16 protein-coding genes and 1 tRNA gene are annotated in these 18,684 nt (G+C 67.7%); 13 read left to right on the top strand and 4 right to left on the bottom strand.

Annotation, left to right across the window (positions count from 1 at the left end; genetic code table 11):
* The first annotated feature begins 188 nt into the window (after positions 1-188).
* The 3 genes from WDC87_RS16650 to WDC87_RS16640 all read left to right on the top strand — a co-directional run bounded on the left by WDC87_RS16650 (position 189) and on the right by WDC87_RS16640 (position 3,422).
* Complete coding sequence (locus WDC87_RS16650) at positions 189-674, top strand: DUF1203 domain-containing protein (protein ID WP_061478993.1); 486 nt, start codon at positions 189-191, stop codon at positions 672-674.
* A gap of 233 nt (positions 675-907) precedes the next feature.
* On the top strand, positions 908-2,077 hold the full coding sequence (locus WDC87_RS16645; RefSeq protein WP_252744804.1) for a lytic polysaccharide monooxygenase: 1,170 nt from the start codon (positions 908-910) through the stop codon (positions 2,075-2,077).
* A gap of 175 nt (positions 2,078-2,252) precedes the next feature.
* Positions 2,253-3,422, top strand: a complete 1,170-nt coding sequence (locus WDC87_RS16640) for a lytic polysaccharide monooxygenase (protein ID WP_088497013.1) — start codon at positions 2,253-2,255, stop codon at positions 3,420-3,422.
* A 72-nt stretch (positions 3,423-3,494) separates the two neighbouring features.
* On the opposite strand, the gene WDC87_RS16635 is transcribed toward WDC87_RS16640, so the two are convergent.
* Complete coding sequence (locus WDC87_RS16635; RefSeq protein ID WP_072168039.1) at positions 3,495-4,244, bottom strand: ferredoxin--NADP reductase; 750 nt, start codon at positions 4,242-4,244, stop codon at positions 3,495-3,497.
* A gap of 84 nt (positions 4,245-4,328) precedes the next feature.
* On the opposite strand from WDC87_RS16635, the gene WDC87_RS16630 reads away from it, so the two are divergent.
* From WDC87_RS16630 to WDC87_RS16615, 4 genes are all read left to right on the top strand, one after another.
* On the top strand, positions 4,329-5,297 hold the full coding sequence (locus WDC87_RS16630) for an ABC transporter ATP-binding protein (protein WP_252744805.1): 969 nt from the start codon (positions 4,329-4,331) through the stop codon (positions 5,295-5,297).
* The gene (locus tag WDC87_RS16625) at positions 5,294-6,085 is read left to right on the top strand and encodes an ABC transporter permease (protein ID WP_005420226.1); all 792 of its coding nucleotides are present in this window, start codon (positions 5,294-5,296) and stop codon (positions 6,083-6,085) included. The genes WDC87_RS16630 and WDC87_RS16625 overlap by 4 nt, the downstream gene beginning before the upstream one ends.
* A gap of 160 nt (positions 6,086-6,245) precedes the next feature.
* On the top strand, positions 6,246-7,184 hold the full coding sequence (gene panE, locus WDC87_RS16620) for a 2-dehydropantoate 2-reductase (protein WP_061478988.1): 939 nt from the start codon (positions 6,246-6,248) through the stop codon (positions 7,182-7,184).
* A complete protein-coding gene (locus WDC87_RS16615; protein WP_072168042.1) occupies positions 7,181-8,107 on the top strand; it encodes an NAD-dependent epimerase/dehydratase family protein in 927 nt (308 codons plus the stop codon). The genes panE and WDC87_RS16615 overlap by 4 nt, the downstream gene beginning before the upstream one ends.
* Before the next feature lie 78 nt (positions 8,108-8,185).
* On the opposite strand, the gene WDC87_RS16610 is transcribed toward WDC87_RS16615, so the two are convergent.
* Complete coding sequence (locus tag WDC87_RS16610) at positions 8,186-8,983, bottom strand: TatD family hydrolase (protein WP_088497037.1); 798 nt, start codon at positions 8,981-8,983, stop codon at positions 8,186-8,188.
* A 67-nt stretch (positions 8,984-9,050) separates the two neighbouring features.
* On the opposite strand from WDC87_RS16610, the gene hrpB reads away from it, so the two are divergent.
* Positions 9,051-11,555 (top strand): ATP-dependent helicase HrpB, encoded by a 2,505-nt coding sequence (gene hrpB, locus WDC87_RS16605; RefSeq protein WP_252744806.1) that lies wholly within the window; start codon positions 9,051-9,053, stop codon positions 11,553-11,555.
* 199 nt (positions 11,556-11,754) lie between these two features.
* Complete coding sequence (locus tag WDC87_RS16600) at positions 11,755-12,129, top strand: hypothetical protein (RefSeq protein ID WP_061478985.1); 375 nt, start codon at positions 11,755-11,757, stop codon at positions 12,127-12,129.
* A gap of 94 nt (positions 12,130-12,223) precedes the next feature.
* On the opposite strand, the gene WDC87_RS16595 is transcribed toward WDC87_RS16600, so the two are convergent.
* Positions 12,224-12,763 (bottom strand): pseudouridine synthase, encoded by a 540-nt coding sequence (locus WDC87_RS16595; protein ID WP_188241484.1) that lies wholly within the window; start codon positions 12,761-12,763, stop codon positions 12,224-12,226.
* Between the two features lie 242 nt (positions 12,764-13,005).
* Entirely contained in the window at positions 13,006-13,863 is an 858-nt protein-coding gene (locus WDC87_RS16590; RefSeq protein WP_252744807.1) for a methyltransferase, read from the bottom strand.
* 169 nt (positions 13,864-14,032) lie between these two features.
* On the opposite strand from WDC87_RS16590, the gene WDC87_RS16585 reads away from it, so the two are divergent.
* The 4 genes from WDC87_RS16585 (at position 14,033) to WDC87_RS16570 (ending at position 18,468) form a co-directional block, all read left to right on the top strand.
* Positions 14,033-14,989, top strand: a complete 957-nt coding sequence (locus tag WDC87_RS16585) for an aldo/keto reductase (RefSeq protein ID WP_188241452.1) — start codon at positions 14,033-14,035, stop codon at positions 14,987-14,989.
* Between the two features lie 649 nt (positions 14,990-15,638).
* Positions 15,639-15,709 (top strand) — tRNA-Gln (locus WDC87_RS16580).
* Between the two features lie 357 nt (positions 15,710-16,066).
* Positions 16,067-17,191 (top strand): slipin family protein, encoded by a 1,125-nt coding sequence (locus WDC87_RS16575; protein WP_072168045.1) that lies wholly within the window; start codon positions 16,067-16,069, stop codon positions 17,189-17,191.
* Between the two features lie 56 nt (positions 17,192-17,247).
* On the top strand, positions 17,248-18,468 hold the full coding sequence (locus WDC87_RS16570) for an RtcB family protein (RefSeq protein ID WP_252744808.1): 1,221 nt from the start codon (positions 17,248-17,250) through the stop codon (positions 18,466-18,468).
* Positions 18,469-18,684: the final 216 nt, after the last annotated feature.

Below are 18,684 nucleotides of genomic sequence, written 5' to 3'. Positions count from 1 at the left end.
TCCGCCGCCGACGGCGCGCAGACCAGGCAGTCCCGCCCCTCGGCCTCGGCCGGCACAGGGCGGCATCGGCGGCGGACCGCAGCGCCCCATGGGCCAGTGCCCCGGCCCGACGGCGATGCGGGGTCTGAAAACGGCGAGCACGGCCGCCGGCGCACGCGCAGAATCCGCCGCAGACCCAGGAGACGCCCATGCACACGTGGTACCTCGGTGGCATCGACCATCGCCCCTTCCTGCACCTGTTCGAGATGAGCGACAGCGCGCTCGCCGCGCTCGGCATCCAGCGTCGCTGGGCCGGCGCCAACGGCGGACATCCCTGCCGGATCAGCCTGAGCGATCCCGCGCCTGGCAGCGAGCTGCTCCTGCTGTCCCACGTCCACCTGCCGCTGCATTCGCCGTACCGCGCCGCCGGCCCGATCTTCGTGCAGCGCGGCGTGACCCGTTGCGTGCTGACGCCGGGCGAGGTGCCCCCGTATGTGCAGCGCCGGATGATTTCGATGCGTGCCTATGACCACGCCGCGCTGATGTGCGGTGCCCAGGTCTGTGCGGGCACCGAGGTGGCCGACCATCTGGATGCACTGTTTGCCGACCCGTCGGTGGCGTTCGTCCAGCTGCACAACGCGGCGCATGGCTGTTTCTCGTGCCAGGCAGATCGGGTGGGTACCGGGACCGCGTAGCGTGGTCTCCATGACGTGATCGATGCCACGCCGATCACGTGACATACAGCGCATCCGTTCAGTCCTGCGTGAAGCCTGCGGGAAGGGCTTCACATGCGCAGTCACGGATCGGCACTTCGATGGTTCCGTCGCCTGCATCGCGACTCGATACTCGCCGTGGTGCCGCCGGAAGTCCGCCGCGCAGCGCAGCGCCTGCGGTCACCGTTCCCTTTCGACGACCACAAGGATGCGCCATGTCATTCCGATCCACACCGCTGTTGCTGGCCACCTCGTTCGTGGCTGCGGGCCTGTGCCTGGCCGGCAACGCGTTCGCCCACGGCACCATGACCACGCCGGTCAGCCGCGTCTACGCCTGTTTCCAGGGCAACCCCGAGAACCCGACCAACCCGGCCTGTGCCGCCGCCAAGGCCATCGGCGGTTCGCAGGCGTTCTACGACTGGAACGGCATCAACCAGGCCAATGCCAATGGCAACCACCAGGCCGTGGTACCCGACGGCAAGCTGTGCAGCGGCAACAACCCGACCTTCCGCGGGCTGGATGTGAACCGCAGTGACTGGCAGACCACGCCGATCCAGCCCGATGCCAATGGCAGGTTCACCTTCGTGTTCAAGGCGACCGCACCGCACGCCACCCGTGACTGGCGCTTCTTCGTCACCCGCGAAGGCTGGCAGCCGGGCAGCCCGCTGCGCTGGGCCGACCTGCAGGAGTTCTGCACGCTGGGCAATACACCGCTGTCGGCCGATGGCACCTACAAGCTGCAATGCACGTTGCCGCAGCGCAGCGGCCAGCATGTGATCTACAACACCTGGCAGCGCTCGGATTCGACCGAGGCGTTCTATACCTGCATGGATGTGCGCTTCCAGGGCGGCGGCGGAACGGCACCGGCAACGCAGTGGCAGGATGCCGGCCCGGTCACCGCGCGCGGCGAGCTGCCGGTCGGCACCACGTTGGCGCTGCGCGTGTTCAATGCCAACGGCAATGATGTCGAACGCGTGGAAGCCACGCTGACCAGCGGCCAGACTGCCGCCGCACAGTGGCCGCTGGTGCTGGCACGCAAGGTCAACGCCAGTGCGCAGCACGCACGCGTGGGCGTGCTCAGCAACGGCGTGATCACGCCGGCCGCCTCGGCCACCGACAACCGGGTGTACCTGAAGGACGGCAACCGCTTCCAGCTCGACACCCAGGTGCCGGACGCGGGCACGCCGTCACCGGGCGGTGATTTCGACCACGTGTACCCTGCGGGCATCGGCAGCTACATCCCCGGCCAGACCGTGGTGAAGGGTGCCGACGGCAAGCTGTACGCCTGCCGCCCGTTCCCGGAAGGTGCGTGGTGCAACGTCAATGCCGAGGCATATCGCCCCGGTGTGGGCAGTGCATGGCGCGATGCTTGGGTGCCCTACTGACCCGTTGTAGAAGGCGGTGCGCATCGCGCCGCCTTCTGCCCGGGCCGCAGTGCTTTGAGCAGCGTGCTGCAGATCAGGCACGACAGCCACTGAAATCAAACTTGTCCGATGTTGCCGGCGTGTCTGCATGTGAAGACTCCGTGGGGTTTCCCATACCTCGCAAAGGAGTCTCTGCATGCACCTGTCCCATCGGGCAGTCCTCGCACTGTCCGTCGTTGCCGGCCTGGCCCTGTCCGGCAGCGCCTTCGCTCACGGCACCATGACCAAGCCGCTCAGCCGCGTGAAGCAGTGCCACGAGGGCAATCCGGAAAACCCGACCAACCCGGCCTGCGCCGCCGCCAAGGCCATCGGTGGTTCGCAGCCGTTCTACGACTGGAGCGCGATTGCCCACGGCAATGCCAATGGCAACCATCGCGAACTGGTGCGCGACGGCGAACTGTGCAGTGCCAGCATTCCCAAGTACCGCGGGCTCGACCTGAACCGCACGGACTGGCCGACCACGCCGATCCGCGCCGACGCCCGTGGCCGTTACACCTTCGAGTTCCGCGCGCCGGCGCCGCACGCCACCCACGAATGGAAGTTCTACGTCACCCGCGATGGCTGGCAGCCGGGCAGCCCGCTGCGTTGGGCCGACCTGCAGGAATTCTGCACGCTGGGCAACACGCCGCTGTCCGAAGGCGGTGTCTACAAGCTGGACTGCCCGCTGCCCAAGCGCAGTGGCCAGCACATCATCTACAACACCTGGCAGCGCTCGGATTCGCAGGAGGCGTTCTATACCTGCATGGACGTGCGCTTCGAAGGCGGCGATGGCGTGGTTCCGCCGCCGCAGTGGCAGGATGCCGGCGCTGTGACCGCCAACGGTGCACTGGACGTGGACAGCACCGTGACCCTGCGTGTGTTCAATGCCAACGGCAATGACCTGGAGCGCGTGGAGACCACGCTGGCGGCCGGCCAGACCGCTCCCGCACAGTGGCCGCTGGCGCTGGCCCGCAAGGTCAATGCCAGTGCGCAGCACGCCCGCGTCGGTGTGATGAAGAACGGCGTGATCACGCCGGTCGCCTCGGCCACCGAAAACCGCGTGTACCTGAAGCCGGGCAATCGCTTCCAGCTGGAAACCCAAGTGCCGGGCCCGGTTGATCCGGTCGACCCGCCGGGTGGCGATTTCGACTTCGTGTATCCGGCCGGCCTCGGCAGCTACACGCCGGGCGAGACCGTGGTGAAGGGCACCGACGGCAAGCTGTACGCCTGCCGCCCGTTCCCGGAAGGCGCGTGGTGCAACATCAATGCCGGTGCCTATCGCCCGGGCACCGGCTATGCCTGGCGTGATGCCTGGGTCGCGTACTGAGGCAGGCACCGGGGGCGGCAGGGTGCCGCCTCCGGTTCGCGGGGTTGCCGGCCAGCGGCCGGCACGCCCCGCCTACTTGCTGCTGACGTACTTCTCGCGGCGGATCTGCGGGTTGCCCAGGCCGGCGGCCTTCAGCAGCTCGGCGCAGGCATCGACCATGTCCGGGTTGCCGCACAGGTAGGCGATGTCGGTGGCCGGGTCCGGCGTGAAGCCGGCCAGCGCCTGCTGCACGTAGCCGTGCTGTACGTCCGGGTGCGGATCAGCCGGGAGTTCACGCGACAGGCACGGAACATAGCGGAAGTTCGCGTGCTTTTCGGCGAAGCTGTAGAAATCTTCGCTGTACAGCAGCTCGCCCGGGCTGCGCGCGCCCTGCAGCAGCACGATCTGCACGCCGCGTTCGGCCATGGCCTTCTCCAGCAGCGGCAGCATGGAGCGGTACGGGGTAACACCGGTACCGGTGGCGATCAGCAGGTAACGGGCGTTGTGGTCACCGGGATTCAGGCAGAACCGGCCATAGGGGCCGGACGCACTGATCTGGCTGCCCTGCTCCAGCGCCTCGAACAGGGCCGTGGCGGCGCCGCCGGGCACGAAACTGACCGCGATGTCCACCGCCTCGCCCGGGCCCAGCGCATGGTCGTGGATGGTCGCCAGCGAGTAGCTGCGCTTGGTTTCGGTGCCGTCGGCGTAGCTGAAATGGACCTGGATGAACTGGCCGGGCTGGAAATCCAGCGGCTGCCCATCGTCACGCACGAACTGGTAATGGCCGACGGTCGGGGCCAGCATGCGGCAGCCGACCAGCTTGAGGGGGAATTGAACAGGCACGACTTTTCGGGACAGTGTGTAGCCGGGGCAAGCCCTCGGGGTCTTCTATAATAGCCCCTCCCCGCCCCTCTCCAGCGCCAGCCCATGGGCGCGAAGGCTTCGAGCTTGGCATCCCAGAACGATACGGCGCCCGCCCTGCGCGTGCGCGACCTGCGCAAGACCTATGACAACGGCACCCAGGCCCTGAAGGGCGTTTCCCTGGAAGTGGCCCCGGGCGACTTCTTCGCCCTGCTCGGCCCCAACGGGGCGGGCAAGTCGACCCTGATCGGCATCATCAGCTCCCTGGTCAACCTCAGCGAGGGCCAGGTGGAAGTGTTCGGCAGCGACCTGGTGCGGAACCGCAGCGCCACCATGCGCCTGATCGGCCTGGTGCCGCAGGAAATCAATTTCAACCTGTTCGAAAAGCCCTTCGACATCCTGGTGAACTACGCCGGTTTCTACGGCGTGCCGCGCGAGGAAGCCGAGCAGCGCGCCGAAGAAGAACTGAAGCGCGCGCACCTGTGGGAAAAGGCGCAGGTGATGAGCCGCACGCTGTCCGGCGGCATGAAGCGCCGGCTGATGATCGCCCGCGCGATGATGACCCGCCCGCGGCTGCTGATCCTGGACGAACCCACCGCCGGCGTGGACATCGAGATCCGCCGCGACATGTGGTGCGTGCTGAAGGAGATCAACGGTGCCGGCACCACGATCATCCTCACCACCCACTACCTGGAAGAGGCCGAGTACCTGTGCCGCCACCTGGCGATCATCAACCATGGCCAGATCGTCGAGCAGGGGCCGATGCGCACCCTGCTGGCCAAGCTGGACGTGGAAGGCTTCCTGCTGGACATCGACGGTGACCTGCCGGCGCAGCTGCCGGTGATCGAGGGCGCGACGCTGACCGCGCCGGATCCGCACACGCTGGACATCGACATGCCACGCGCGATGGACCTCAACCGCGTGTTCGCCACGCTGAACGAGGCGGGTATCCGCGTGCGTTCGATGCGTACCAAGAGCAACCGCCTGGAGGAGCTGTTCGTGCGCCTCACCGGCAACATGGAGAAGCCTGCATGAGCACCACCGAGCTGACCGACGGCCAGCGCAACCGCATCGCGCTGATGACCATCGTGCGCCGCGAAGTCGCCCGCATCATGCGCATCTGGGGCCAGACCCTGGTGCCGCCGGCGATCACCATGACCCTGTACTTCCTGATCTTCGGCAACCTGATCGGGTCGCGCGTGGGTGACATGGGCGGCTACACCTACATGCAGTTCATCGTGCCGGGCCTGGTGATGATGAGCGTGATCCAGAACAGCTACGGCAACATCAGTTCCTCGTTCTTCGGTGCCAAGTTCGGCCGCCACGTCGAAGAACTGCTGGTCAGCCCGATGCCGAACTGGGTGATCCTTTGGGGCTACGTGGCCGGTGCCGTGCTGCGCGGCCTGATGGTCGGCGTGATCGTGCTGATCATCGCGATGTTCTTCACCCCGGTGCGAATCCCGCATCCGATCGTGATGCTGACCACGGTGATCCTCGGCGCGACGATCTTCTCGCTGGCCGGATTCATCAATGCGGTGTATGCGAAGAAGTTCGATGACGTGGCGATCGTGCCGACCTTCATCCTGACCCCGCTGACCTACCTGGGTGGCGTGTTCTATTCGGTGAAGCTGCTGCCGGGCTGGGCCGAAGCGGCCACGCACGCGAACCCGATCTTCTACATGGTCAACGCGTTCCGCTATGGCCTGCTGGGTAGCAGCGATGTGCCGCTGCCGGTGGCCTACGGCCTGATGATCGGTTTCGTGGTGGTGCTGACGGCGCTGGCCCTGTGGCTGCTGCGCCGTGGTGTGGGCATGCGCAGCTGAGACCTGCGTGGTAGTGCCGGCCGCTGGCCGGCAACACCAGATCCACGCCATGCGTGGATGCAGCAGTCTGTAGAGCCGAGCCTATGCTCGGCTCTTTTTTGCCTGCAATCTCCGGCACAATCGCAGTTCTGATTCCCCCCCAGAAAACGGTGAACGTGCAATGCGCATCCTGATCCTCGGCGCCGGCGGTACCGGCGGTTACTTCGGTGGCCGCCTGGCCCAGGCCGGCGTGGACGTGACCTTCCTCGTGCGCCCCGCGCGCGCCGCGCAGCTGGACCATGATGGCCTGGTCATCCGCAGCCCACTGGGTGATGCGCGTTTCCCGGTTCAGCACGTCACTGCTGATGCACTGCCCGCACTGGCCGCGCAGAAGCCCTTCGATCTGGTCATCCTCAGCTGCAAGGCCTACGACCTGGACAGTTCGATCGATGCCATCGCCCCGGCAGTCGGAGCGAACACCACCGTGCTGCCGATCCTCAACGGCCTGCACCACTACAACGCACTGGATATGCGCTTTGGCCGCGACGCGGTGCTCGGCGGCCTGTGCTTCATCAGCGCCACCAAGGCGCCCGATGGCGCGGTGCTGCATCTGGGCAAGCCGGCCAAGCTCACCTTCGGCGAGCGCGACGGCGGCGCGATCTCCGCGCGCGTGCGCGCCTTGGCTGCGGTCTGCGCGAAGGCCAACCTTGATCACCTTGCCAGCGAACGTATCGGCCAGGAACAGTGGATCAAGTACACCTTCCTGACCGCGCTGGCCGCAGCCACCTGCCTGCTGCGTGCGGATATCGGCACCATCGTCGCCACCGATGATGGCGAGGCGATCGTACGTGGCCTTTACGACGAGTGCCTGGCCGTCGCCGAAGCCGCCGGTGAACCGGTTCCGGAGGCAGCGCAGGACACTGCGCGCGGCACGCTGACCCAGGCCGGCTCGGCGTTGAAGGCCTCGATGCTGCGTGATCTGGAGGCCGGCCAGCAGGTGGAGGCCGAACAGATTGTTGGCGACATGCTGGTGCGTGCGCGCAGGGCTGATCAGGAAGCCCTGCTGCTGCAGGTTGCCTACAGCAGTCTGCAGGCCTACCAGGCACTGCGGGTCGCGTGAGTCCCGCCTTGCAGGCCAGCCCATTGCCCGCGCGGGTACTGATTCTCGGGCTGGGCTGGAGCGGACGCGTGCTGGCCGCGCAGCTGCAGGCGCACGGCATAGGCGTGGCCGGCACGGTGCGCGATCCCTCGTTCGCGCCGGACGATGGCCTGCCACGGCATCAGCTGCACGCCGACACGCCACCGTCGCCTGCCCTGCTCGATGTGATCGCGCAGGCCGATGCCGTGCTGTGCAGCGTGCCGCCCGACGCGGAGGGCGACCCGGCACTGCGCCTGCTGCTGCCCGCGCTGCAGGCCAGCCCGGCATTGCGCTGGGTCGGCTATCTGTCGTCGACCTCGGTGTATGCCGACCGCGCCGGCGGTTGGATCGACGAGCGCAGCGCGGCCGACGCCACTGAAGCGGCTGGCGTGCAGCGCCTGCTCGCGGAAGCCCAGTGGCGCGCACTGGCCGGACAACGCGGCATCGCCTCGGCGGTATTCCGCCTGCCCGGCCTGTACGGGCCGGGTCGCAATGCGCTGGTGCAGTTGGCGCAGGGGCGTGCGCGCCACGTGGTTCGCCCGGGCCAGGTGTTCAACCGACTGCACGTGGATGACCTGGCAACCGTCATCATCGCCGCAATGCGGCGCCCGGCCCGGCAGGGTCTCTACCTGCCCAGCGACGACGAACCGGCGCCGCCGCAGGATGTGCTGGCCTTCGCCGCGAAGCTGGGCGGGTTTGCGCTGCCGCCCGCCGTGGCCTGGGATGACCCGGTACTGAGCCCGACGCTGCGGCGCTTCTACGAGAGCAACAAGCGCATCGACAGCCGTGGCACGCGTGAAGCGCTGGGGTGGCAGCCGCGCTTCCCGAGTTACCGTGAAGGCCTGACGGACCTTGCCGCTTCGCTCGCCGGGCATGGCCCGGCGCTACCGGACAGCGCTTTGTAGAGCCGAGCCCATGCTCGGCTGCTCTTTGCGTCTTTCGCGCTGCGCGCGATAAGCCGAGCATGGGCTCGGCTCTACGGATCAACCCGCGTCGGGCAGGCGGAAGAACGCGCGGGCGGCCGCCGTGGCATTGGCCGCGGTCACCGCAACGTCCTCGCCACGGTCACGTGCCAGCTCTTCCACGATGTGCGACAGGAACATCGGCTCGTTGCGCCGGTCCTTCGGCATCGGCTTCAGCGTGCGCGGCAGCAGGTACGGCGCGTCGGTCTCGATCATCAGGCGGTTGGCCGGGATGTTCTTCACCAGTTCGCGCAGGTGCGCGCCACGGCGCTCGTCGCACAGCCAGCCGGTGATGCCGATGTACCAATCCTGGTCCAGGTAATCGAACAGCTCACCGCGTTCGCCGGTGAAGCAATGCACCACCGCCGGACCGATGCGACCTTCGAAGTTCTTCATCTGTGCCATGAAGTCGGCATGCGCATCACGCTGGTGCAGGAACAGTGGCTTGCCGTTGTCTGCCGCCAGCTGCAGCTGGCGCTCGAACGCGCGGTGCTGGGCCGGGCGCGGCGAGAAGTCACGGAAGTAGTCCAGCCCGCACTCCCCCACCGCCACCACTTCCGGATGCGCGTGCAGCGCGCGCATCTCGGCATCGCATTCCTCGGTGTATTCCACCGCGTGGTGCGGGTGCACGCCGGCGGTGGCGTACAGGAAGCCGGGGTGCTGCTGGGCCAGCTGCAACGCCAGCGGCGAGTGCTCGCGGCTGGCGCCGGTGATGACCATCTGCACCACGCCGGCCTGGCGCGCGCGGTCCAGCACGGCATCGCGGTCGCGGTCGAAGGAGTCGTGGGTCAGGTTGGCGCCGATATCGATCAGGTGCATGGTCATCGCGGGGGAAAAGTGCCCGCGCATTGTACCTGCGCCCGCCGTGCCCCCTTATCCTTTGCACATGAACGCCCCGCTCTTCCCGATTTCCCCGCTGCTGCCGCAGATCCAGCAACATCTGGCCGCGCATCAGCGACTGGTGCTGGAGGCCCCGCCCGGTGCCGGCAAGACCACCCAGGTGCCACTGGCACTGCTCGACGCACCGTGGCTGCAGGGCCGCAAGATCATCCTGCTGGAACCACGGCGGGTCGCAGCCCGCAGCGCCGCGCTGTTCATGGCGCGGCAGCTGGGCGAGGAGGTCGGTGGCACGGTCGGCTACCGCATCCGCTTCGAAAACAAGGTTTCGGCGCGCACGCGCATCGAGGTCGTCACCGAAGGCATCCTGACCCGCGTGCTGCAGGACGACCCGATGCTGGAAGAGGTCGGTGCGATCCTGTTCGACGAATTCCACGAGCGCCATCTCAGCGGCGACCTCGGCCTGGCGCTGGCGCTGGATGTGCAGGCGCAGCTGCGCGATGACCTGCGCCTGGTGGTGATGTCGGCCACGCTGGACGGCGAGCGGCTGGCACGTTTTCTCGATGCGCCGCGGCTGAGCAGCGAGGGCCGCAGCTACCCGGTGGCGATCAGCCATTTCCCGGCGCGCCGCGATGAGGCGCTGGAACTGCAGGTGCGCCGCGCGGTGCAGCAGGCCCTGGCCCAGCACCCCGGTGACCTGCTGGTGTTCCTGCCCGGCCAGCGCGAGATCGCGCGGGTGCAGGCGGGCCTGCAGGAATCGCTCAATGGCGATGTCGAGGTCCTGGCGCTGCACGGTGAACTGCCGGTGGAACAACAGGCGCGCGTACTTCAGGTGGCCAGCGATGGCCGCCGGCGCGTGGTGCTGGCGACCAACGTCGCCGAGTCGTCGGTGACGTTGCCCGGCGTGCGCGTGGTGATCGACAGCGGCCAGGCACGCGAACCGCGCTACGACCCCAACAGTGGTTTCACCCGGCTGGACGTGGTGGCCATCGCGCAGGCATCGGCCGACCAGCGCGCGGGCCGCGCCGGCCGCGTCGCCGAGGGCGTGGCCTGGCGGCTGTGGCCACAGTCGCAGCGGCTGGAACCGCAGCGCCGCGCCGAGATCGACCAGGTGGAACTGGCCGGACTGGCACTGGAGCTGGCGGCCTGGGGCAGCAGCGATCTGCGCTTCCTCGATCCGCCACCGGCCGGCCCGATGGGTGCCGCGCGCGAACTGCTGCAGCGGCTCGGCGCCCTGTCCAGCAGTGGCGCGATCACCGAACTGGGCCGGCGTGTGCTGGCGCTGGGCACGCATCCACGGATGGCGGCGATGCTGCTGGCAGCGCCCGATGCCCGCGCCCAGGCGCTGGCTGCCGACCTGGCCGCGCTGCTGGAGGCGCGCGACCCGTTGCGCCAGGGCGGCGACGCGCTGGCGGCCCGCTGGCGCGCACTGGCCGCGTTCCGCAATGGCCGCACACCGGGCGATGCCAACCGCAGCGGGCTGGCCGCGATCGATGCCGCCGCCAAGCAGTGGCGTCGCCGCCTGCGCTGCGAAGCCACGCCGCCGGCCAGCATCGAGGCCCATGAGCTGGGCGACCTGCTCGCTCATGCCTTCCCTGACCGGATTGGCTTCCAGCATCCCAGCGATCCTCTGCGCTACCTGCTGGCCAATGGCCGCAGCGCGCGCCTGCACGAGCTGAGCGACCTGCGCGGTGAGCCGTGGCTGGTGGCCAGCGAACTGCGCTTCGAGGCGCGCGATGCACTGCTGCTGCGCGCCGCGCCGGTAGACGAGGATCGGCTGCGCAAGGCGTGGCCGGATCGCTTCGTCACCGAAGACGTAGTGCGCTGGGACAGCGAGCGACGCGCCCTGGTGGCACTGCGCGAGACCCGTTTCGACCGCATCGTGCTGGACAGCCGCTCGGCCGGCCGGGTCGATCCGCAGCACGCCGCGCAGGCACTGACCGACGCGGTGGCCGAGCTCGGTCTGCAGGCGCTGCCGTGGACCGAGGGCCTGCGCCAGTGGCAGGCGCGGGTCGAGTCACTGCGGCGCTGGATGCCGGAGCTGGACCTGCCCGACTGCAGCGACGCGGCGCTGCTGGCCAACCGTGCGCAGTGGCTGCAACCCGCGTTTGCCGGCAAGAGCCGTCTGGATGCGCTGGACGAATCCAGCTTCGGTGAGGCACTGAAGTCGCCGCTGGAATGGTCACAACGGCAGCTGGTCGAGCGCAATGCGCCGACCCGCATCACCGTGCCGTCCGGGCTGGAGCGGCCGATCACCTATGCGCTGGACAGCGAGAGTGGTGACCCGCTGCCGCCAGTACTGGCGGTGAAGCTGCAGGAACTGTTCGGCCTGGCCGACACGCCGCGCATCGCCGATGGCCGCGTGCCGCTGACCCTGCACCTGCTCTCCCCCGGCGGCCGCCCGCTGCAGGTCACCCAGGACCTGCGCAACTTCTGGGAAAGCACCTACGCCGAAGTGAAAAAGGAAATGAAGGGGCGCTACCCGCGCCATCCGTGGCCGGACGATCCGTGGACCGCGACAGCCACGCACCGCGCCAAGCCGCGTGGAACCTGACGGGTAGTGCCGGCCGCTGGCCGGCAATGCATTCCCACAAGGTGCTCCGGGACTGCCGGCCAGCGGCCGGCTACCGGTTTGGGACCCTGCCTGATCCTGAATGGCTGCGGTAGAGTCACACCACGTGCGTCCCCGACTGACATACCGTTTACGGGCAACGCGCGACACTGGACTTCGACCCGAGGCAAAGGACCCCCGCATGAGCAAGCTGACCGTAATCACCGACCGCGCTCTGGAGCGCGCCCTGGAGCTGGCCCACACCGCTGGCGATGGCCTGAAGAGCGCCGGTGGCAGCCTGCGCAACGCGGATTGGATCAAGACCGGCGCCGCCCTCGGCGCAGTGAAGACCGGCGGCAAGGTCGCCACCAAGTTCGTGCGCCGCAATCCGGCCGTGGCCGTGGCCGCTGCTGCGGTGGGTGTCGGCCTGCTCGGCTATGCGCTGTACCGCAAGCAGCAGAAGAAGAAGGCTGCCAATGGCCATGTGGTGAATGGGCAGGCGCAGCGCATCAGCGCGCGTGACCGCCGCAACGACACCGTCGTGGACGAGCACAGCGATATCGGCAGCGACGCCTGAGCCTGCCGGGATCGGATCCCTTCCACGGGAAGGGCTCTGACCCCAAGGCACTCCATGAGGGCCGGATGCCGCGAGGTATCCGGCCCTTTCTGTTTCAACCGATCTGCCGCCACTGCCCCGGCTGCAGGTCGTCCAGCCGGTAGGGCCCCATTGCCACCCGCACCAGCCGCAGCGTTGGCAGGTTCACTGCCGCCGTCATCCGCCGCACCTGGCGGTTGCGGCCTTCGCGGATCGTGATCGCCAACCAGCTGTCCGGCACGGTCTTGCGGAAGCGTACCGGCGGATCGCGCGTCCACAGCAACGGTGCTGGATCGAGGCGCTCGATCTTCGCCGGCAGGGTCGGCCCATCGTTGAGTACCACGCCGTCGCGCAGCTGTTGCAGCTGCTCGTCACTGGGCGTGCCTTCCACCTGCACCCAGTAGGTCTTGTCGGCCTTGTGCCTGGGGTCGGTGAGCTTGTGCGCCAGCGTGCCGTTGTCGGTCAGCAGCAGCAGGCCCTCGCTGTCATGGTCCAGGCGGCCGGCGGCATACACGCGCGGCGGCAGGCCGAATCCGGCCAGGGTCGGCCGCGGCGGCACGCTGCGGTCGGTGAACTGGCAGAGCACGTTGAAGGGCTTGTTGAAGGCGATCAGCATTGCAGGCACGGCGGGCGGCGGGTGGGGCATTGTCCCACGCCTCGCGCCCAGGCAACTGTAGAACCGGAGGCAGCGGCAGGAGCCGCTGCCAACGTCGCGTGCGACGGTCCGAAGGGTGCCGGTCAGAACGGCCGGCATTGCCCGCGCTCGGCTGCTGTTGTACTCCGTCGCGCTGCGCGCAATGAGCCGAGCATCGGCTCGGCTCTACGGGGCACTCCGCGCTGGCAACAGGGCGTGCCGGCTTACGGCTTGATGAAACGCAGGGTCATGCGGTCGCTTTCGCCGATCGCCTGGTACTTCGCATCATCGGCCTTGTCGTGCTGGTTGGTCGGCGGCAGCGTCCACACGCCGTTGGGGTGGTCCTTGGTGTCGCGCGGGTTGGCGTTGACCTCACTGCGCGCATGCAGCTTGAAACCGGCGGCCTCGGCCATCGCGATCACCTGCTGCTGGCCGACATAGCCGGTGTCATCGTCGTCGGCCACGTCGGTCTTGGCGCGATGCTCGACCACGCCCAGCACGCCACCCGGCTTGAGCACGTTGAAGAAGCCCTGGAACATGCCCTGCGCCTGGCCGGCCTTGCGCCAGTTGTGCACGTTGCGGAAGGTCAGCACCACGTCGGCTGAATTGGCCGGGCCGAACACCGGCTTGGCCGGATCGTAGGCGACCACGGCGGTCTTGCCGAACTGCGCGGGTGCACCGGCGTACTTCTTTTCCAGGCTGTCGCGGCTGCGCTGCTGGTAGTCACGGCCACGGCCTTCGGGCACCGCCATCGGATCGACCACCGCAGCGACGTAGTGGCCCTTGTCATGCAGCAGCGGCGCCAGGATTTCCGAATACCATCCGTTGCCGGGGGTGATCTCGATGACGGTCTTTTCCGGCGCTACCTTGAAGAACGACAGCGTCTGCGCCGGATGGCGGAAGCCATCGCGCTTGACGTTGTTGGCATCGCGGGTGGGCGCCTTTACCGCCGCGTCGATGGCCGGCAAGACCTCGATCTTCGCCGGTGCCACCGTGGCCGGTGCGGCGAACGCGGGAACAGCAGCAAGCAGGGCCGAAGCAAGCAGCAGGCGGCAACCACGCAGGGACGAAGCAGGCATCATCGGGAGGACTCCAGCGGAAGATGCGGCGAGACTAGCAGTCGCAGCGTCCCAGGTGTTCACAAAACGTTAGCGGCGTGCGCGTCGCGGAACACTGTTTTGTGGTCGTCGCCGCAGCACGGTCACACATCGCGTTCTATTCTGGAACACTTCCCCCAAGGAGTCCGTGCCCATGACGGCAACCCGCGAACTGGGCCGTTCCGGCCTGCATGTACGTCCGCTCGCCTTCGGTGGCAACGTGTTCGGCTGGAGCGCCGATGAGAAGGCCAGCTTCGCCCTGCTTGATGCCTTCGTCGATGCCGGCTTCAACCTGGTCGACACCGCCGACGTTTACTCGGCCTGGGTGCCGGGCAATTCGGGCGGGGAATCGGAAACGCTGATCGGCAAGTGGTTCGCCCGCAGCGGCAAGCGCGACAAGGTGGTGCTGGCGACCAAGGTGGCCAAGTGGGCCGAACGCCCCGGCCTGACCCCGGACAACATCAATGCGGCGGTCGAGGATTCGCTGCGCCGGCTGCAGACCGACGTGATCGATCTGTACCAGGCCCACGAGGATGACGAGTCGACGCCGCTGGAAGCCACGCTGGCCGCGTTCGGCCGCCTGATCGAGGCCGGCAAGGTGCGTGCGATCGGTGCTTCCAACTACAGCGCCACACGCCTGGCCGATGCGCTGAAGGTGTCCACCGACTACAAGTTGCCGCGTTACGAAACCCTGCAGCCGGAGTACAACCTGTATGACCGCGCCGGCTACGAAAAGGAACTGGAACCGCAGGTGCAGCGCGAGCAGATCGGCGTGATCGGCTACTACGCGCTGGCCAGTGGCTTCCTCAGTGGCAAGTACCGCACGCCGGCCGATGCAGCCAAGAGCCCGGCACGTGGCGAGACGGTGGTGAAGCGCTATCTGAACCCGCGCGGCCTGCGCATCCTGCAGGCGCTGGATGACGTAGCCAGCAAGCACAGCGCCAGCGCTGCGCAGATCGCACTGGCCTGGCAGATCGCGCGGCCGTCGATCACCGCGCCGATCGTCAGCGCTACCAGCGTCGAACAGCTGCACGACCTGCTGGCCGCAGCCAACGTATCGCTGAGCGTGCAGGATGTCGCGCAGCTGGATGCCGCCAGCGCCGAATCATGAGACCCGGTTGTGCCGGCCGCTGGCCGGCATGACACGTACATCGAAGAAAATAATTCAACAAAATAGTTGCACGCGACTAAATCGTGGTTTATCGTGCGCACCTCGTTTCAACACCCACTGGAAACTTCCCTTGAACGCGCATTCCGTCGCCATCGCCAAACTGCTGCCATGCCTGTGCATGGACCGGCCGGCGCGCGCGTTCGGCAAGGAAGACCAGCTGACAACGGCCTGATACCCGCCCTGCGGAGATCGGCCACCCCGATCTCCGAGGCCTGACGACGCCCTCGGAACGCAAGTCCCGGGGGCGTTTTCGTTTGCGTCGGCACAAGGACCCGCGATGCCAGAACTGCACCCCGCGCGGCAACCCGCCGCTCACTGATCCAGGGTTTTCTGCCGCGCCGGAGGATTTTCTCCGCGTGCACGGCAACGCCTGGACATTATCTGCATCGCAGCCAAACATTATCGCTCGCCGATAATGTCGGTGGCCTGCACCCTCGATTCTCCAACGGTCCCGTTTCCACCACGGGCTGGTGCGCGCGGCGTTGCCGTGGCGTATGCCGGAGGTCGCGGACAAGCCATCGCCTGGATCGCCTGCTGGAGGCAGGCGCCGGTTCGCCGGTACGCGGTTCGATTCCGCGCGGTTCACCACTGGATAGCTCAGTCGGGTAGAGCAACGGATCCTGATTCCGTCTGTCGTGGGTTCGACTCCCACTCCAACCACATGACCTGTCACGTCATGACTTGAAGCAACACCCGGGGCGCAAGCCCCAGCGGCCATCGTCGCCGTCCACGGTCACTGCCTTCGGGCGGGGGCGTGGAAGGCAACGGACCGCACGCCGGGCCTCGGCCCGCCGTCACTGCCAGCCACGTTCCGCCCCGGTGCTGCCTGCCGGGAACGACGATGGCAGCACTGCCGGTGCACCGAAGGCTCCGCGCGCGGACCGTCCGCCGATGGCCGCCCTCTTCCGCTGCCTGCACGTGGTGTGCAGGCGGCCTCGCCACGACCCGATCGACCGGGGTCATGGTGATTCATCCGCAACGGGTCGAACCACCAGAGCCATACAAGGAGAGACTCCCATGTTCTGGACCATCAAGGTCGTGATCGGCGACGGCGAGCGCGGCCTGGTGTATCGCAACCGTCGTTTCCAGCAGATCCTGCTGCCGGGCGTGCACCGCCTGTCGCCGTTCGGCGGCCGCCCGCAGGTGGACATCCACACCGCATCGAAGGGCGCGGCCTACACCGGCAGCGACCAGGACAGCCTGATCGAAGCACTGGGCGCGCAGTTGGAGACGCACTTCGTGCTGGCCAACGTCGGCGCCAGCGAAGTTGGCCTGTTGCTGCGCAATGGCCGCATCGATGAAGTGCTGCCGCCGGGCAGCCGTCGCCTGTACTGGCGCGGTTCGGTCGACACCCAGGTGCGCGTGATGGCGCTGGGTGACGAGCCGCGCATTCCGGCGGACGTGCAGCAGCGCCTGGGCCAGCTGGGCGTGCTGCCGCGTGTGGCGGTGATCAGCAGCGTGCCGAGCGAGTCGGTGGGCCTGCTGTTCATCGATGGCACGCTGCGGCAGACGCTGGACGCCGGCCTGCACGCGTTCTGGAACTTCAACGGCAACGTGTCGGTGGAGCGTGTGGAACTGCGTGCACGGTCACTGGACGTATCCGGCCAGGAGCTGCTCAGCCGCGACAAGGTGACCCTGCGGGTGAACCTGGCCGCGACCGTGCAGGTGGTCGACCCGGTGCGGGCACACCGCAAGCTCAGCAATGCCGATGAGTTTGTCTACCGGCAGCTGCAGTTCGGCCTGCGCCAGGCGATTGCCGCGCGCAGCCTGGACGAGCTGCTGGGCGACAAGGCAGCACTGGACGGTGAGATCGCCGCCCATGTGCAGGCGGCGATCGAGGGCCACGGTGTACGTCTGCTTGGCGTGGGCATCAAGGACGTGATCCTGCCGGGCGAGATGAAGGAGATCCTCAACGGCGTGGTGCTGGCCGAGAAGCAGGCCCAGGCCAGCGTGATCCGCCGCCGCGAGGAGGCCAATGCCACCCGTTCGCAGCTCAACACCGCAAAGCTGATCGAGGACAACCCGGTGCTGATGCGCTTGAAGGAGCTGGAGGCGCTGGAGAAGGTCACCGAGAAGATCGACACGCTCACCGTGTTCGGCGGCCTGGACGGCGTGCTGAAGCAGCTGGTGACGATCAGGTAGGGGGTCGCGGTGGCGCAGGGACGCGCCGCCGGCCCATCAAGGACATACACGAAGACATGGACACTCAACACAATTATCAATGGCTGCATGCCGAGGGCAGCACGCCGATCAAGGGCTGGGTCAACGGCGTGCCACTGGAAGCGCAGGCGCATGAGCAGCTGCGCAACATCGCCGCGATCCCGTTCGTCGGGCCGTGGGTGGCGGTGATGCCGGACGTGCACCTGGGCAAGGGCGCGACCGTCGGCTCGGTGATCCCGACCCGCGGTGCGATCATCCCGGCCGCAGTCGGCGTCGACATCGGCTGCGGCATGGCGGCCGTGCGCACCACGCTGCGCGCCAACGACCTGCCCGATGACCTGCGGCAGCTGCGCAACAGCATCGAGCGCAGCATCCCGGTCGGCAACGGGCGCGGCGGCGAGCATCAGCGCATGCCCGACAGCATCCATACCCGGCTGGTGCAGTCCGGGCTGGCCGCCGGCCTGGAGAAGATCAAGGACAGGCACCGCAGGATCCGTACCGACAAGCTCGACCGCCAGCTCGGGACGCTGGGTGATGGCAACCACTTCATCGAACTGTGCCTGGACGAGACCGACACGGTGTGGGTGATGCTGCACAGCGGGTCGCGCGGCACCGGCAACCTGATCGGTACCTACTTCATCGAGAAGGCGCGCGAGGAACTGGCCCGGCGCGTGCTCGGCTTCCACCTGCCGGACAAGGACCTGGCGTTCTTCATGGAAGGCGAGCCGCTGTTCGATGACTACGTCGAAGCCGTGTCGTGGGCGCAGGACTACGCCCGGCAGAACCGCGAGGCGATGATGTCGCGCGTGCTGGCCGAGATGCGCCACCGGCTGCCGAAGTTCCAGCTGGCGGCGATGGCAGTGAACTGCCACCACAACTACGTGCAGAAGGAAACGCACCACGGGCAGGAGCTGCTGGTGACGCGCAAGGGGGCCGTCAGTGCCCGCGAGGGTGAGCTGGGCATCATTCCCGGCAGCATGGGCACGCGCAGCTACATCGTGCGTGGCAAGGGCAACGCGGACAGCTTCCACAGCTGCAGTCACGGTGCCGGCCGGGTGATGAGCCGTGGCGCCGCGCGCCAGCAGATCACGCTGGCCCAGCACCGCGAGGCCACCGCGCATGTGGAATGCCGCAAGGACAGCGGCGTGCTGGACGAGTCACCGGCCGCGTACAAGTCGATCGACGATGTGATGGCCGCGCAGCTGGACCTGGTCGACGTGGTGCACACCCTGCGCCAGGTGTTGTGCGTGAAGGGGTAAATGGGGCGGTGGGGGGCCCCCCCCCGCCCCCCCCCCCCCCCAAAAAAAAAAAAAAATAATAAAAAAAAAAAAAAAAAACAACACAACAAACAAAAAAAAAAATAATAATTATTTTTTTTTTTATAAATTGTGGGGGGGGGGGGGGGGGGGGGGGGGGGGGGGGGGGGGGGGGGGGGGGGGGGGGGGGGGGGGGGGGGGGGGGGGGGGGGGGGGGGG

The sequence above is a fragment of the Stenotrophomonas maltophilia group sp. Smal12 genome (assembly GCF_037079935.1).
GTDB classification, from domain to species: domain Bacteria; phylum Pseudomonadota; class Gammaproteobacteria; order Xanthomonadales; family Xanthomonadaceae; genus Stenotrophomonas; species Stenotrophomonas sepilia.
Note: the sequence above shows the minus strand (reverse complement) of the source record. Positions and strands in the feature narration are given on the sequence as shown.

Coding starts and splice junctions, on each gene's coding strand:
- WDC87_RS16650 (WP_061478993.1), top strand. CDS start 189: ATGCACACGTGGTACCTCGGTGGCATCGACCATCGCCCCTTCCTGCAC.
- WDC87_RS16645 (WP_252744804.1), top strand. CDS start 908: ATGTCATTCCGATCCACACCGCTGTTGCTGGCCACCTCGTTCGTGGCT.
- WDC87_RS16640 (WP_088497013.1), top strand. CDS start 2,253: ATGCACCTGTCCCATCGGGCAGTCCTCGCACTGTCCGTCGTTGCCGGC.
- WDC87_RS16630 (WP_252744805.1), top strand. CDS start 4,329: ATGGGCGCGAAGGCTTCGAGCTTGGCATCCCAGAACGATACGGCGCCC.
- WDC87_RS16625 (WP_005420226.1), top strand. CDS start 5,294: ATGAGCACCACCGAGCTGACCGACGGCCAGCGCAACCGCATCGCGCTG.
- panE (WP_061478988.1), top strand. CDS start 6,246: ATGCGCATCCTGATCCTCGGCGCCGGCGGTACCGGCGGTTACTTCGGT.
- WDC87_RS16610 (WP_088497037.1), bottom strand. CDS start 8,983: ATGCACCTGATCGATATCGGCGCCAACCTGACCCACGACTCCTTCGAC.
- hrpB (WP_252744806.1), top strand. CDS start 9,051: ATGAACGCCCCGCTCTTCCCGATTTCCCCGCTGCTGCCGCAGATCCAG.
- WDC87_RS16600 (WP_061478985.1), top strand. CDS start 11,755: ATGAGCAAGCTGACCGTAATCACCGACCGCGCTCTGGAGCGCGCCCTG.
- WDC87_RS16595 (WP_188241484.1), bottom strand. CDS start 12,763: ATGCTGATCGCCTTCAACAAGCCCTTCAACGTGCTCTGCCAGTTCACC.
- WDC87_RS16590 (WP_252744807.1), bottom strand. CDS start 13,863: ATGATGCCTGCTTCGTCCCTGCGTGGTTGCCGCCTGCTGCTTGCTTCG.
- WDC87_RS16585 (WP_188241452.1), top strand. CDS start 14,033: ATGACGGCAACCCGCGAACTGGGCCGTTCCGGCCTGCATGTACGTCCG.
- WDC87_RS16575 (WP_072168045.1), top strand. CDS start 16,067: ATGTTCTGGACCATCAAGGTCGTGATCGGCGACGGCGAGCGCGGCCTG.
- WDC87_RS16570 (WP_252744808.1), top strand. CDS start 17,248: ATGGACACTCAACACAATTATCAATGGCTGCATGCCGAGGGCAGCACG.